This window comes from Flavobacterium pallidum, from assembly GCF_003097535.1.
GTDB classification, from domain to species: Bacteria; Bacteroidota; Bacteroidia; order Flavobacteriales; family Flavobacteriaceae; genus Flavobacterium; species Flavobacterium pallidum.
This window is the reverse complement of record NZ_CP029187.1, coordinates 1,346,595-1,361,051: the sequence shown is the minus strand read 5'-3', so window position 1 is coordinate 1,361,051 and position 14,457 is coordinate 1,346,595. Positions and strand designations below refer to the sequence as shown.

14 protein-coding genes are annotated in these 14,457 nt (G+C 44.6%); 1 reads left to right on the top strand and 13 read right to left on the bottom strand.

The genetic code is table 11. From position 1 onward, the window contains the following. Positions 1-11: 11 nt before the first annotated feature. Both ruvA and HYN49_RS05485 read right to left on the bottom strand, forming a co-directional pair. Positions 12-593 carry a Holliday junction branch migration protein RuvA gene (gene ruvA / locus HYN49_RS05490; protein ID WP_108903185.1) on the bottom strand — a complete coding sequence of 194 codons (582 nt, stop codon included), beginning with the start codon at positions 591-593 and terminating at the stop codon, positions 12-14. An 84-nt stretch (positions 594-677) separates the two neighbouring features. Beyond that, on the bottom strand, positions 678-2,969 hold the full coding sequence (locus tag HYN49_RS05485) for an NADP-dependent malic enzyme (protein WP_108903184.1): 2,292 nt from the start codon (positions 2,967-2,969) through the stop codon (positions 678-680). Between the two features lie 345 nt (positions 2,970-3,314). Here HYN49_RS05485 and HYN49_RS05480 point away from each other — a divergent pair, with 345 nt between their 5' ends. Beyond that, complete coding sequence (locus HYN49_RS05480) at positions 3,315-3,914, top strand: M949_RS01915 family surface polysaccharide biosynthesis protein (RefSeq protein WP_108903183.1); 600 nt, start codon at positions 3,315-3,317, stop codon at positions 3,912-3,914. Between the two features lie 28 nt (positions 3,915-3,942). On the opposite strand, the gene queG is transcribed toward HYN49_RS05480, so the two are convergent. The 11 genes from queG to nrfD form a co-directional block, all read right to left on the bottom strand. Further along, a complete protein-coding gene (gene queG / locus HYN49_RS05475; protein ID WP_108903182.1) occupies positions 3,943-4,875 on the bottom strand; it encodes a tRNA epoxyqueuosine(34) reductase QueG in 933 nt (310 codons plus the stop codon). Positions 4,876-4,881: 6 nt separating this feature from the next. Next, positions 4,882-5,706, bottom strand: coding sequence for an alpha/beta hydrolase (locus tag HYN49_RS05470; protein ID WP_108903181.1), 825 nt, complete (start codon positions 5,704-5,706; stop codon positions 4,882-4,884). 10 nt (positions 5,707-5,716) lie between these two features. Beyond that, entirely contained in the window at positions 5,717-6,739 is a 1,023-nt protein-coding gene (gene ruvB / locus HYN49_RS05465) for a Holliday junction branch migration DNA helicase RuvB (RefSeq protein WP_108903180.1), read from the bottom strand. 41 nt (positions 6,740-6,780) lie between these two features. Continuing rightward, positions 6,781-7,071 (bottom strand): GNAT family N-acetyltransferase, encoded by a 291-nt coding sequence (locus HYN49_RS05460; RefSeq protein ID WP_108903179.1) that lies wholly within the window; start codon positions 7,069-7,071, stop codon positions 6,781-6,783. Beyond that, positions 7,064-7,297 carry a (4Fe-4S)-binding protein gene (locus HYN49_RS05455; protein ID WP_108903178.1) on the bottom strand — a complete coding sequence of 78 codons (234 nt, stop codon included), beginning with the start codon at positions 7,295-7,297 and terminating at the stop codon, positions 7,064-7,066. The genes HYN49_RS05460 and HYN49_RS05455 overlap by 8 nt, the downstream gene beginning before the upstream one ends. A gap of 83 nt (positions 7,298-7,380) precedes the next feature. Further along, a complete protein-coding gene (locus tag HYN49_RS05450) occupies positions 7,381-9,183 on the bottom strand; it encodes a cytochrome c oxidase subunit I (protein ID WP_108903177.1) in 1,803 nt (600 codons plus the stop codon). Between the two features lie 28 nt (positions 9,184-9,211). Then, positions 9,212-10,375 carry a cytochrome c oxidase subunit II gene (locus HYN49_RS05445; RefSeq protein ID WP_108903176.1) on the bottom strand — a complete coding sequence of 388 codons (1,164 nt, stop codon included), beginning with the start codon at positions 10,373-10,375 and terminating at the stop codon, positions 9,212-9,214. An 18-nt stretch (positions 10,376-10,393) separates the two neighbouring features. Beyond that, positions 10,394-11,935, bottom strand: a complete 1,542-nt coding sequence (locus tag HYN49_RS05440; RefSeq protein WP_108903175.1) for a cation-translocating P-type ATPase — start codon at positions 11,933-11,935, stop codon at positions 10,394-10,396. Between the two features lie 28 nt (positions 11,936-11,963). Beyond that, complete coding sequence (locus HYN49_RS05435; RefSeq protein ID WP_108903174.1) at positions 11,964-12,509, bottom strand: c-type cytochrome; 546 nt, start codon at positions 12,507-12,509, stop codon at positions 11,964-11,966. 8 nt (positions 12,510-12,517) lie between these two features. Then, the gene (locus tag HYN49_RS05430; RefSeq protein ID WP_108903173.1) at positions 12,518-13,045 is read right to left on the bottom strand and encodes a DUF3341 domain-containing protein; all 528 of its coding nucleotides are present in this window, start codon (positions 13,043-13,045) and stop codon (positions 12,518-12,520) included. Continuing rightward, entirely contained in the window at positions 13,038-14,441 is a 1,404-nt protein-coding gene (gene nrfD, locus HYN49_RS05425) for an NrfD/PsrC family molybdoenzyme membrane anchor subunit (protein WP_108903172.1), read from the bottom strand. Before nrfD ends, HYN49_RS05430 begins: the two co-directional genes overlap by 8 nt. Positions 14,442-14,457 lie beyond the last annotated feature (16 nt).

Sequence of the window (14,457 nt, the reverse complement as noted above, 5' to 3'; positions counted from 1 at the left end):
TTTTCAAGTCCTTATAAATTTTTTAAAGCTTGTTTTATAATCGATTCAGCAGTCGCTTCGGGCTGTTCGCGAACGATTTTCTCAACGGCCTTTTCAGCCAATTTTTTGTTAAATCCTAAAACTTCCAAAGCAGATAACGCCTCTTCTTTATTTGTATTGCTCTGCGAAATCGAAACTTCATCCAAATCATACAACTTTAACACCTTGTCCTTCAGGTCAAGAATGGCGCGCTGTGCCGTCTTCGTTCCGATGCCTTTTACGGCCTGTATCGTAGCTACGTCACCAGAAGCAAGCGCCTGTACGATTTGTTTGGGTTCCAATGAAGACAACATCGTACGTGCAATACCCGCGCCTATTCCGGAAACAGATAACAGCATCCTGAAAATCTCGCGCTCCGATTTCTGTACGAAACCAAACAGCGTATGCGCATCTTCCTTAATCTGGAGGTGCGTATACAGCTTTACGTTGTCGGAATCCGGGAGCAGGGAATAAGTGTGCAGGGAAATGTTGATATGATAACCCACACCGCCGCAGTCGATAACCACTTCGGTAGGCGTTTTCTCTGTCAGTTTCCCGTGTATGTGTGCAATCATTTAGCTAAGTAATGCCCAAAAGTAACAAAAATCTTTTACTAAGCAGGAACAGAATGTTTTTAGCTCAAATTTTCCCGGTTAAATCTACTTTTTTGTCATGTTATGGCGCTTTTCCTTCTCTTGTGCATCCACCACGGCGACAGCGGCCATATTGACCATTTCTTCGACACTCGCACTGATCTGGAAAATGTGTACCGGCTTGTCCATACCAAGCATGATTGGACCTACAGAATCTACATTATAAAGCTCCTTCAGCAATTTATAAGTAATGTTTGCCGCTTCAAGGTTCGGGAAAATCAAGGTATTGACTTTCTTCCCGGCCAGTTTCGAAAACGGGAATTTCTTGCGCAGCATCTCATCGTTCAAAGCAAAATCAGTCTGGATTTCCCCATCAACAATCAGATCCGGATAATATTTGTGCAGGTAAGCCACCGCTTCATTCACCTTAGCCGCGCTTGGCGTTGCCGAAGACCCGAAATTTGAATACGAAACCATTGCAATTACCGGCTCCATCCCAAACATTTTCACCGTCTTGGCCGTCATCAGCGCAATCTTCGCCAGGTCATCGGCTGAAGGATTCGTATTGATAGCCGTATCGGAGAGGAACATCGGACCACGGTTGGTCATCATCATATTCGTCGTGGCAAACAATGAAATCCCCGGAGCCTTGTCGATCAACTGCATCATCGGCTTGATCACTGAAGGATAACTTCGTGAATAGCCTGTTACCAAAGCATCGGCATCGCCTTCATTTACCATCATTGCGGCAAAATAATTGCGCTCCCGCATCCACTTCTGGGCATCGAGCAATTGTATGCCGCGGCGTTGGCGTGATTTCCAGAAAATTTCGGCATAACGCAGGCGGCGTTCATCTTCTTTTTTTGTTTTGGGGTCATAAATGGGCACATCGGCATCAAAACCGATTTCTTCCTTCAGGCTCAATATCACATCCTTGTTGCCTAAAAGGATAGGATAACCGATCCTTTCTTCCATTACAATTTGCGCCGCTTTCAACACATCGAGGTGGTCCGCTTCCGCAAAAACGATGCGTTTCGGGTCCATCCTTGCCCGGTTGATGAGCAATCGCACCATCTTATTATCAGAACCCAGCCTTTCGAGCAATTCTTCTTCATATTTTCCCCAATCTTCAATCGGGTGCAATGCCACGCCTGAATCCATTGCAGCACGCGCAACAGCTGGCGCCACAGTGGCGATCAATCTTGGGTCGAATGGTTTGGGTATAATGTAATCTTTCCCGAAATTCAGCTTGGTTTCGCCATAAGCGATATTCACCTGTTCCGGCACGGGCTCTTTGGCCAAAGCCGCCAGGGCGCGTACTGCAGCCATCTTCATTTCCTCGTTGATCTTCGTCGCACGGACATCAAGCGCGCCACGGAAGATATACGGGAATCCCAACACATTATTCACCTGATTCGGATGGTCCGAGCGGCCGGTAGCCATGATAATGTCCTTGCGGGTATCGATGGCAAGGTTGTAATCAATCTCCGGAATGGGGTTGGCCATCGCAAAAACAATCGGGTTCTTCGCCATACCCATCAGCATGTCCGGCGACAGGATGTTCCCTGCGGATAGCCCAAGGAACACATCCGCGTCTTTCAAAGCGCCTTTAAGGTCAATCCCGGGTTTGCCTTTGGCATAACGCTTCTGGAGGTCCGACAGGTCGGTACGCTCGGAAGACAGCACCCCGTTTACGTCAAACATGATGATATTGTCCGGCTTTACGCCCAGCAGCACATATAAATTGGCGCAGGCCAGAGCAGCCGAACCGGCACCTGACACTACTACCTTCACTTTTTCTACCTTCTTTTTGGCCAATTCCAGGGCGTTGAGCAAGGCGGCCGACGAAATGATTGCCGTACCGTGCTGGTCGTCATGCATCACGGGGATCTGCAGCTCCTCGACGAGCCTCCTTTCGATCTCGAACGATTCCGGGGCCTTGATATCCTCGAGGTTGATCCCCCCGAAAGTGGGTGCTATATTCTTTACTGTTTCAATAAACGCATCGACATCCTTGGTACCCACTTCAATATCGAATACGTCGATATCGGCAAAAATTTTGAACAGGAGTGCCTTGCCTTCCATCACCGGCTTGGATGCCTCCGGCCCGATGTCGCCCAGTCCCAGTACCGCAGTACCATTCGAGATTACGGCTACGAGGTTGCCTTTCGCCGTATATTTATAGACGTTGTTGACATCCTTTGCAATCTCAAGGCAGGGTTCAGCCACCCCGGGCGAATACGCCAGTGACAGGTCGCGCTGCGTAGCATATTTCTTGGTTGGGACCACCTGGATCTTCCCCGGTTTTGGTTTGGCGTGGTATAATAGCGCTTCGCGGCGTTTGCTGTACTTGTTCATTTTCTTTTTTTTGAGACTTACAAAGGTAGGGGTATGAGTTGGAAAAGGAAAGTTTTTTTATTGCTTCTTCTTTTGTCTTGACCAGAGGCGCAGCCGGCTGAGCGGAGCTAAACAAAAGAAGCCAAAATTCAAGCCTCGAACCCACTCAGTGTGCTGCAATCCTGTGCAGGAGGATGCCGGTTTTCGCAATTAAATTCAAACTTACCGCTAAAGGTTACAACGGTACCGCTTAAACAACGCCCACTAAGAGGTATTTTCACCCTCTTTCCACATTCATAATATTTTGTGAACCAGACAAAAGATATAAAAATGCTTATTTACCTTTGAAAGGAAACCGCGCAATCTATGAAAGTCCGTTACCTTCTTTTACTACTCTTTTCACCTTTTATTTTCGGGCAGGCAAAGATTATCACCAAAGACATCTGGCAAAAAGACCTCCCGAAAGGCTTCTCTTTTTCCGGGCAGTTCGTAAAAGGACTCCAATGGAAAGATGCCCATGGCGATAACATGCTGCTGCTTACAGAAACAGGAATTTACAAATCCGGCGACAACAAAAATGCTGAAGTATTTGCGTACCATTTCCTTAATGGCGCAGCCGATCCGGACTGGAAAGTATACGATTTTGAAAAAGGCTGCCCCCTTGATGTCGAAGCCTCATTTATTGACCGTGCCATTGCAGTTACGGACCTCGATGGCGACAAAACTACTGAAATATGGCTGGTGTATAAGATGGCCTGCCGTGGCGACATCAGCCCCAGGGCGATGAAGATTGTCATATATGAAGGGCAGCAAAAATATGCCATGCGGGGCGAGGAACGGTTGATTATGGGCGACCAGGTGACCGGAGGCGAATATGAATTTGACGCAGCGTTTAACACCCTTCCGCAGAAGATAAAGGATTATGCGGTAAAACAGTGGAAGCGGTATGCGAAATGGCGGATGTAAGGAATAATTCTTCTACAGCGAAGCTTTTCTATAGCGAAGCATCTCCCAAAAACTTGATATTCCTTTTTAATCCTTCCAACTTCGTTCGCTTAACGGCCGAATCCTTAAACACTTTCCGAAAAGTATCTTCAGTAATTTCCTCCCAGTCTTTCTTTGACATCGACAGCAATTCCGGTTGCGGATTGAATAAAGGTTCATTATGCGCTTTGGAAAAACGATTCCACGGGCAAACATCCTGGCACACATCACATCCAAACGCCCAGTCATCGAATTTTCCTTTCATTTCCATCGGAAGATTGTCCTTAAGCTCAATGGTAAAGTACGAAATGCACTTACTGCCGTCGACAACATAGGGCGCTACGATTGCCTCAGTCGGGCAGGCATCGATGCAGGCAGTGCAGGAACCGCAGTGATCGGTAACTTTATGGTCATATTCCAGGTCCAGGTCAAGGATCAGCTCGGCAATGAAATAAAACGACCCGGTTTGTTTCGTAAGCAAATTGGAATGTTTGCCGATCCAGCCCAAACCGCTTTTTGCAGCCCAGGCTTTGTCCAGCACCGGCGCCGAATCCACGAACGCACGCCCATCTACGTCCCCGATTTCATGCCGTATCGAATACAGCAATTCTTTTAACTTGTCCTTGATTACAAAATGGTAATCCTTGCCGTAAGCGTATTTGGAAATCTTATAAGAGTCTGCAGTTTGTGTTTCAGATGGAAAATAATTCAGCAGTAATGAAATGACACTTTTAGAGCCTTCAACAAGTTTTGTGGGATCAAGGCGTTTGTCGAAATGGTTTTCCATGTATGACATTTGGCCATGGTGGCGGTGGTTGAGCCAGTTTTCAAGGCGTGGTGCTTCTTCTTCCAGAAAACCGGCTTTGGAAATACCGCATGACAGGAAACCCAAACGTTTTGCTTCGGATTTGATGAAGGATGTATATTCAGATTTCGGAAGCACCGGGCTTTACTGGTGTGTGTTTATCCAATCCACGATGGCATCCAATACTATTTTCTCTGAATCCTGCTGGTTCATGCCCACGTCATGTCTTTTTCCTTCCATAGTGATGAGCCTGGAATCCACTTTTTTTCGTTGTAAAAGTGCAAGCAAATCGACCGATTGCTGGTACGGCACCAAGGTGTCCTTTGTACCGTGGATGAGTAATGTCGGGATGTTTTCGATTTGCGAGTAGGGGCTTATAGTGGTAAATGCTTTGCCGGGTTTGCCTTTGCCGGGATAACTCGCGTTGGCGAGCCATTCGATGTTATGAAGTAATCCGTTCTTTTCGATGAATCGTAATGCCTCTTCGGAATCCAGCCTGGACGGAGCGCAGAGTGCCGTGATGGATTTGACTTTTTTAACGGTCGTATATCCATAAAGCAATGCGAGATGCGCGCCTGCACTGATCCCGACAAGATGATAACCCGCTTTGGCGTAATGATATTTATCGGCGTTCTGGTACAAATAATCCATGGCACTTTCAATATCCGTTAATAAGTCAATGAAATATACATCTTTACTAACATAACGGTAATCTACATTGGCTACGACAAAACCGCGGTCACGAAGGTCGCCCGCATGTTTTGCGGTATACTCATTGCCACCCATCATCCAGGCACCACCATGTAACAGGATTATTACAGGGGTTTTGGCATCAATGGTTGCCGGAAGATAGAGGTCGAGGTTTTGCTGCTTATCAGTCCCATATTGAAGATGGACATCCTGGGATTTATTTTGTCCGAAGCAAATGGATACGACCAGAAATAAGACAATTGTCGAGATCTTTTCCATAATCTTAAAATTAAAATAAGCCTCCCTGAATGCCTATCTTCACTTTACCCAGATGCTTATAAGCCTTCTCAGTTACTTCACGCCCTCGTGGCGTACGCATAATAAACCCTTCCTGAATCAGGAACGGTTCGTAGACCTCTTCGATAGTTTCGCTGCTCTCGGAAACCGCGGTGGCCAAAGTGGACAATCCGACGGGGCCGCCTTTGAATTTATCGATGATGGTGTTCAGGATCTTATTGTCCATTTCATCAAGGCCGTGCGCATCAACGTGCAGGGCTTTTAAAGAATAACGCGCGATTTCAATATCGATTTTACCGTTGCCTTTGATTTGGGCGAAATCGCGTACGCGGCGCAGCAAGGCATTCGCAATACGCGGCGTGCCACGGCTGCGTCCCGCAATTTCAATCGCTGCTTCCATGGTGATGGGCATTTTGAGGATCGCAGAACTTCTCTGGACGATGGTGGTAAGCAATTCGGTCGTATAATATTGCAGCCGACTTTGTATGCCGAAACGGGCACGCATCGGCGCGGTCAATAATCCGGAGCGTGTGGTCGCACCGACAAGTGTGAATGGATTCAACCCGATTTGTACGCTTCTGGCATTCGGGCCGGATTCAATCATGATATCAATCTTGAAATCCTCCATTGCAGAATACAAATATTCTTCCACGATGGGGCTTAAACGATGGATTTCATCAATGAATAAAACGTCGCGCTCTTCTAAATTCGTAAGCAATCCCGCAAGATCACCAGGTTTATCTAAAACCGGGCCGGAAGTGATTTTAATCCCGACACCCAACTCGTTGGCAAGGATGTTTGCCAAAGTGGTTTTCCCCAATCCCGGAGGGCCATGAAACAACGTATGGTCCAAAGCTTCATTGCGTTGGTTGGCTGCCTCGACAAATACTTTTAAATTGTCAAGCACCTGGTCCTGGCCTGAAAAATCGTCAAAAGCCAGTGGGCGCAATTTCTTTTCAAGATCAAGTTCCTCGTTGTTGAAATGCTTGTTGGTCGGATTCAGGTTCTCATTCATGGCACAAATATAATTATTAACCGAACAACTCGCAGGATAAATCAGACGTTATAGCCGGGAGCCAGCAACGACTTCCAATCGGTATGGCGGGTGAGGTATTTTGCTACAAAAGGGCAGAGTGGCGCGAGTTTGTAATCGTGATCAGCAATGTATTGCAATGCTTTTTCTACAATCCGGCTGCCGACACCCTTTCCTTCCAAAGCGGTCGGCACTTCGGTGTGGGTAAGGAACATGGTGTTGTCGTTGGTCAGGATGTATTCTATAAAAGCGGTGTGCCCTTCTGCTTTTAGTTCAAAACGTTTCTTTTCTTCGTTGAGGCTGAAATCATCCATTGGCTTGTGGTTTATCGTTCATATAATAGGAAAGTGCTTTGGAAGGACATTTGTCGATGCGGTCCGTAATATCCTGGGTGGGAGCGCCATGTTGATTTATCCAGGGTTTTTCTTTTGGTTTGAAAACTGAGGGCAGTCCGCGTGCGCAAATCCCGGAATGGATACAAATTTCAGGCTTCCAGACAATGGTTACTTCTCCGTTTGAATATTCCTTAGTATTTTCCATGATGAAATATTTTGCATAAATATAGAAATTAAAAAATCCGAAAACAAAAAAGCCCTCCGTTGCAGGAAGGCTTTCTGTTTATCTTAGTGATGAAGTTCTTCTTCGCCCGGCATCATCGGCACGGTTTGAGGGATAAAGTCTTCCTCATGGCCTGGCTTGCTGTAGTCATATGGCCACCTGTGTACTTCAGGGATTGGTCCGTCCCAGTTACCGTGGATGTGTTCGATTGGGGCAGTCCACTCTAAAGTGTTAGACCTCCATGGATTCTGAACTGCTTTTTTACCATAGAAAATACTGTAAAAGAAGTTGAAAAGGAATACCAACTGGAAAGCTCCTCCCACCAATGCGAATGTTGTAATCAAAACGTTTACATCCTGAAGGTCATCGAACAATGGGAAGTTTGTGTTGGTGTAATAACGCCTTGGCAATCCGGCCATCCCGATGAAGTGCATTGGGAAGAAAACGCCATAAGCACAAACCGCAGTGACCCAGAAGTGGATGTAACCTAAGTTCTTATTCAGCATGCGTTTGAACATTTTCGGGTACCAATGGTAGATCCCGGCAAACATTCCGTAAAGTGCGGAGATACCCATTACCAGGTGAAAGTGCGCTACAACGAAATACGTATCATGTACGTTGATATCAAGCGTACTGTCTCCAAGGATAATCCCCGTAAGACCACCGGTAATAAAAGTTGACACCAACCCGATAGAGAAAAGCATCGCAGGGTTCAGCTGCAGGTTACCTTTCCATAAGGTTGTGATATAGTTGAATGCTTTTACCGCAGAAGGGATTGCAATCAATAATGTTGTAAATGTAAATACAGATCCAAGGAACGGGTTCATTCCTGAAAGGAACATGTGGTGCCCCCAAACAATGGTTGATAAGAAGGCAATGGCAAGGATAGAAGCAATCATTGCACGGTAACCGAAGATCGGTTTACGTGAGTTGGTTGCTATAATCTCAGAAGTGATACCCAATGCAGGTAGCAATACGATGTAAACCTCCGGGTGGCCCAGGAACCAGAAAAGGTGCTCGAACAATACCGGCGAACCGCCCTGATAGTGTAAAACTTCTCCAGCGATGTAGATATCAGACAGGAAGAACGATGTTCCGAAACTTCTGTCCATAATCAACAATAAAGCTGCAGAAAGAAGAACAGGGAACGATACGATACCGATAACCGCGGTGATGAAAAACGCCCAGATTGTCAAAGGCAATCTTGTCATGCTCATTCCTTTTGTCCTTAAGTTGATTACTGTAACAACGTAATTCAATGAACCCATCAATGATGACGCAATGAAGATAGCCATAGAAACCAACCATAAAGTCATACCTGTTCCTGAGCCCGGTATAGCCTGTGGCAGTGCGCTGAGGGGTGGATAAATTGTCCATCCGGCTGATGCAGGGCCTGATTCAACAAACAAAGAACTGATCATGACAACACTTGAAAGGAAAAACAACCAGTATGAGATCATATTCATGAAGCCGGAAGCCATATCACGTGCACCACATTGTAATGGAATCAATAAGTTACTGAAGGTACCACTAAGTGCTGCAGTTAATACAAAGAATACCATGATAGTACCGTGAATGGTAACAAGGGCAAGGTAAATATCATTACGCATTACTCCGTTTGGAGCAAACTTATCTCCTAAAAGAAAATTAAAAATCTTGAATGATTCTTCCGGCCACGCCAACTGCATCCTGAAGAGCATTGACATACCCACACCGATAACACCCATAATAATACCCGTAAGCAGGTATTGCTTGGCGATCATTTTATGATCTATGCTAAAGATATATTTAGTGATAAATGTATCCTTATGGTGGTGCTCGTCATGAGCGTGGTCATCGTGTCCGTGATCGTGAGCTATTGCTGACATATGTACTTTAATTTTTATTTAAAAGAGTCTATTTTTTAACTAATTGAGCGACAACTTTAGTCGTATCTGCAGCAGCCGGAGTAGCTTTTGGAGCTTCAGCCGGAGCCTCTTTTGAAGCCTTGTCTTCTTTTACAGCTTGTGCTAAAGTCTTTTGGCTGTCAATCCACTTTTTGAAATCCTGCGGCTCATCAATCACCACCTTCATTTGCATGTTGTAGTGTGAAGGTCCGCAAATCTTATTGCACAGCAGCAGGTAATCAAACACATAAGGATCTAAAGCAGCCTTGCCTTCAGCGACTAGCTTTTTGCTTTTGTCTGACCTCAGTTTGTTGATGTGTTCCACTTTCTTGATCATATCGCCATCGGCACGCATCTCTACGGTAGTGATTGTTGGCGTGAAGGCGAATTGTGTTACCATTCCCGGCACACAGTTCATTTGGGCGCGGAAGTGTGGGAAATAGGCCGAGTGCAATACATCCTGAGAACGGAATTTGAACAATACTTTCACCCCTTTTGGCAAGTGAAGCTCGCCGGTTGCGGTTTTGTCATCCTGCGCATTAGGGTCGTCCATGTCAACTCCTAAGGTGTTTACACCCTCGATATATCTTACATTTGCTTTTCCAAGTACGTTATCAGCACCTGAATATCTTGCTTCCCATTGGAATTGCTTGGCGTATAATTCTACTACCATTACTTTTTCAGTCTTCTCATTGACAAACATGATATTTGTCCAGGCATAAAGTCCGTAAAGGATTAAACCGGCGAGAACTACTGCAGGAATGACGCTCCAGATAACTTCCAATCTGCTATTGTCAGCAAAATAGAGTGCTTTCTGATCTTTTTTCCCTCTGTATTTAAAGGCAAAATAGTGCAATAAAACCTGAGTAACGGCTTGGACGATAAAAATCAGTACCCAGGTGATGTTCATCAGCCTGTCGATTTCCTTTCCGTGCTCAGAAGCAGGATTGCTCAATACAAAGTGTCCCCACTTTAATAACCCATAGATGGTGAAAATATAAATGAATGCCAAAAAGCCAAACATTAAGTAGCCCTGAACGTTGTTATCCTTATCATCGGCAACCTGGGTTTTATTGGCCTGACCTCCGACCTGAGTTAAATCAAATATTTTAGTCAGCTGCCAAACGGCAATCGATAATAGAACTAAAACAATAATTACTAACCAACTTGTCATCTGTTTGTACTTTAAATATTAATAATGAAAATGTTTGCTTTCTTCGATGAAAGGATTGCGTTTTGGCAATAATGGTGCTTTTGTAAGCGCCGTAAATACCACCAATAAGAACAATCCGATGAAGAAGCACAATGATCCGATTTCAGGAATACCTATGAACCAGCGGTCTCCTACGGTTCCCGGCATAATCATATTGAAGAAATCTACATAGTGACCGAAAAGAATTACGATACCAGCCATTACAACAATCCATGTAAGGCGTTTGAAATCTGAATTGATCAGGATCAGGATCGGGAAAACGAAGTTCATTACGACAGCCCCGAAGAAAGGAAGGTTATACAATTCAATCCTTGTCCAGAAATAAGTAACCTCCTCAGGAATATCAGCATACCAGATCAACATAAATTGTGAGAACCATAAGTAGGTCCAGAATACACTGATACCGAACATGAATTTTGCAAGATCATGGATGTGGCTGTTATTGACATGCTCCAGATAGCCTTTAGATTTAAGATATAATGTTACCAAAGCAATGGTGGTGATGCCGCTTACGAAGAAGCTAGCAAATACATACCATCCGAATAAGGTACTGAACCAGTGGGGATCAACAGACATAATCCAGTCCCATGACATGATTGATTCGGTAACGATGAAAAATACAAGGAACATCGCTGATATGTTGAAATTCTTTTTGTAGAAAGAGTTGTCTGAAGACTCGTCCTGTGCAAGGCAGTTTTTTCTTGAGAAATAACGGTATAGATTCCACCCGATTAAGAATATCGCCGCACGGATAATCCAGAATGGAAAATTCAGGTAACCTGATTTTGCCGCTACGAGTTTATCATAGTTTTCGTGTCCTTTTTCAGTAACGCCATCAGCCATCCATACAAATATGTGATTGTAATGCAATCCGCATAAAACCAATAGTACGAAGAAAATAACCGATCCTACAGGAAGATAAGCTGTAATTCCCTGCATTACACGGAACAACACCGGAGACCAGCCTGCTTGTGCTACTTGTTGAATAGCGTAGAATGCCAAAGCACCCAATGAAATCAACATTACAAAAATACAGGCTACATATAAAGCAGACCATGGTTTGTTTTGCAATTGATGAAGCACGTGGTTTACATGTTCTTCATGGTGCGCCTTTTCTTCAGCAGCTGTAAGATGGTGTTCTTCAGCGTGTGCGGTCTTAGCTTCAGCATGATGTTCTTCTTCAACTGGAGCTACAGCAACTTTAGTCGAATCAACTGATATGGTATCCAACAATTTCACAGATGCAGTGTCCTTTGCTGCTTCAGCTACTTCATGAGTAGCTTCTTCATGCTGTGCGGCTGCATGATGTTCTTCAGCAGAAAGTACTTTAGGCATTTCATGAGTAGATTCAGCGGCAGCTTCGTGGTGTCCGCCACCATGATGTGCTTCTTCATCCTTAAGAATCTTTTCTACGTCTGCCGTATTTTTTGGTGCATTTAAAAAACCATATCCTATTCCGAGGATTCCAAGAATCATCAGGACAATCGAAAGTGTTTTTAATTTGCTTGAAAATGTGTACATATCTAGTAAATCAGTGTGTTATACAATTTTAAAGTTCGCTTTTCAGCTTCATTACATAAGCAGCTACCATCCAACGCTCGTGTGTATCAAGCTGGTTGGCATAAGATCCCATGGCGTTAAGACCGAAAGTTTCCACATGGAAGACACTGCCTTCGGTGATTACCCTGTCTTTATAGCTTGGAACACCAAGGAATTTCTCCCTTTTGGAAAGATTCCCTTTTCCATCGCCTTTTTCGCCGTGGCAAATGGCACAATAAATATTGAATAGCTGTCCGGCCTTATCCATGTCTACAGCAGTAGAATCCAACGGTGATTTCAGGTTTGCTTTGGCAGCATTATATCCTTCAGTGGTGTTAGGATACTCGTAAGGAACGTAACCTCTTTTAATGGTTCCATCAGGAGGCAACTGCCCTTCTTTCCCGTTCCTGAAAGCATTCGATTCTGAATAGGTTTCATAACCTACAGACTGGTACATATTAGGCATGTATTGGTAATTCGGATTTTCCTTATTGTGGCAGGAAACCGCAAATGCTGACAATGCTAATAAAAACACTAATTTGTTTACCGTTTTCATATCTGTGATTAATGTTTTTCAATTACTTTAACTTCAACTGCACCTGTATTCTGGAAGAAGGCGACCATATCATCCTCGTTTCCTTTTACAGCCACTTCCATCAGGAAATGGTCATCGGTGGTCCTTACATCAGGATTTTCAGCTTCTTTGAAAGGCCACAACCTGCTTCTCATGTAAAAAGTGATTACCATAAGGTGGGCTGCGAAAAATACGGTCATCTCAAACATTACCGGTACGAAAGCCGGCATGTTCTGGATGTAGCTGAAACTTGGCTTGCCCCCGATGTCCTGAGGCCAGTCTGAAATCATGATATTATTCATCATCCAGGTAGCGAATGACAGTCCGCACAAACCATAAATAAAGGCACAAATCGCTAACCTTGTTGGTGCTATTCCCATAGCCTTATCCAATCCGTGCACCGGAAACGGCGTGAAAACTTCTTCGATGTGATGGTGGGCTGCACGTGTTTTCTTCACGGCGTCCATCAGCACGTCATCATCATTGTAAATAGCGTAAATAACTTTATTACTACTCATGGTGTGAATCTTTATTTGCTTCTCTTAATCTTTTATAATTGTCTCCGGATGTTTTCAGGATCGTTTTAACCTCTGCCTGCGCGATTACAGGGAAAGCCCTTGCGTAAAGGAGGAATAACACGAAGAAGAAACCGATTGTCCCGATGAATATCCCGATATCTACAAACGTAGGCTGGAACATTGTCCATGATGACGGCAGGTAATCCCTGTGAAGCGAAGTCACAATGATTACAAACCTTTCGAACCACATACCGATATTTACTACAATAGAAATTACAAAAGAGAACATAATGCTCGTACGCAATTTCTTGAACCACATGAACTGTGGAGAGAATACATTACACGTCATCATCGACCAGTATGCCCACCAGTAAGGTCCGGTAGCGCGGTTGAGGAACGCATATTGTTCGTATTCTACTCCTGAATACCAGGCCACGAATAATTCGGTAATATACGCCACACCTACTATCGATCCTGTAATCATGATGATGATGTTCATCAATTCGATATGTTGTATGGTAATATATGCTTCAAGGTGAGATACTTTCCTCATAATGATAAGGAGTGTATTTACCATCGCAAATCCTGAGAATACCGCACCCGCAACGAAATACGGAGGGAAGATGGTCGTATGCCAACCTGGGATTACTGAGGTAGCAAAGTCAAAGGATACGATGGTGTGCACTGAAAGTACAAGTGGTGTTGCCAAACCTGCCAATACGAGGGAAACCTCCTCAAAACGCTGCCAGTCTTTGGCACGTCCGCTCCATCCGAAACTGATGATGCTGTATATTCTTTTGGTGAATGGCGTTACGGCCCTGTCCCTGATCATTGCAAAATCCGGCAATAAACCTGTCCACCAGAACACCAATGATACAGATAAATAGGTGGAGATTGCAAATACGTCCCAAAGCAACGGAGAGTTGAAGTTTACCCAAAGTGATCCGAATTGGTTAGGAATCGGAAGTACCCAGTATGCCAACCATGGACGGCCCATGTGGATGATCGGAAACAAACCAGCCTGCACTACTGAGAAGATGGTCATCGCTTCCGCAGAACGGTTTATCGCCATTCTCCATTTCTGACGGAAAAGTAACAGCACCGCAGAAATCAGCGTTCCCGCGTGTCCGATACCTACCCACCAAACGAAGTTGGTAATATCCCAGGCCCAGTTTACAGTTCTGTTTAATCCCCATACCCCGATACCTGTCGAGATGGTATAAGTGATGCATCCTATTCCCCAAAGGAAAGCGGCCAATGCGATGGAAAAAACCACCCACCATTGTTTATTCGCTTTGCCTTCAACCGGTGCGGCTACATCAACTGTTACATCGTGATAAGTTTTATCACCTATGACTAAAGGTTTCCTAATGGGTGCTTCGTAGTGAGACGACATAATCCTTTATATTGTT

Bases quoted from the DNA above. Each gene is read 5' to 3' on its own strand.
- ruvA (WP_108903185.1), bottom strand. From the start codon at position 593: ATGATTGCACACATACACGGGAAACTGACAGAGAAAACGCCTACCGAA.
- HYN49_RS05485 (WP_108903184.1), bottom strand. From the start codon at position 2,969: ATGAACAAGTACAGCAAACGCCGCGAAGCGCTATTATACCACGCCAAA.
- HYN49_RS05480 (WP_108903183.1), top strand. From the start codon at position 3,315: ATGAAAGTCCGTTACCTTCTTTTACTACTCTTTTCACCTTTTATTTTC.
- HYN49_RS05470 (WP_108903181.1), bottom strand. From the start codon at position 5,706: ATGGAAAAGATCTCGACAATTGTCTTATTTCTGGTCGTATCCATTTGC.
- ruvB (WP_108903180.1), bottom strand. From the start codon at position 6,739: ATGAATGAGAACCTGAATCCGACCAACAAGCATTTCAACAACGAGGAA.
- HYN49_RS05460 (WP_108903179.1), bottom strand. From the start codon at position 7,071: ATGGATGATTTCAGCCTCAACGAAGAAAAGAAACGTTTTGAACTAAAA.
- HYN49_RS05455 (WP_108903178.1), bottom strand. From the start codon at position 7,297: ATGGAAAATACTAAGGAATATTCAAACGGAGAAGTAACCATTGTCTGG.
- HYN49_RS05450 (WP_108903177.1), bottom strand. From the start codon at position 9,183: ATGTCAGCAATAGCTCACGATCACGGACACGATGACCACGCTCATGAC.
- HYN49_RS05445 (WP_108903176.1), bottom strand. From the start codon at position 10,375: ATGACAAGTTGGTTAGTAATTATTGTTTTAGTTCTATTATCGATTGCC.
- HYN49_RS05440 (WP_108903175.1), bottom strand. From the start codon at position 11,935: ATGTACACATTTTCAAGCAAATTAAAAACACTTTCGATTGTCCTGATG.
- HYN49_RS05435 (WP_108903174.1), bottom strand. From the start codon at position 12,509: ATGAAAACGGTAAACAAATTAGTGTTTTTATTAGCATTGTCAGCATTT.
- HYN49_RS05430 (WP_108903173.1), bottom strand. From the start codon at position 13,045: ATGAGTAGTAATAAAGTTATTTACGCTATTTACAATGATGATGACGTG.
- nrfD (WP_108903172.1), bottom strand. From the start codon at position 14,441: ATGTCGTCTCACTACGAAGCACCCATTAGGAAACCTTTAGTCATAGGT.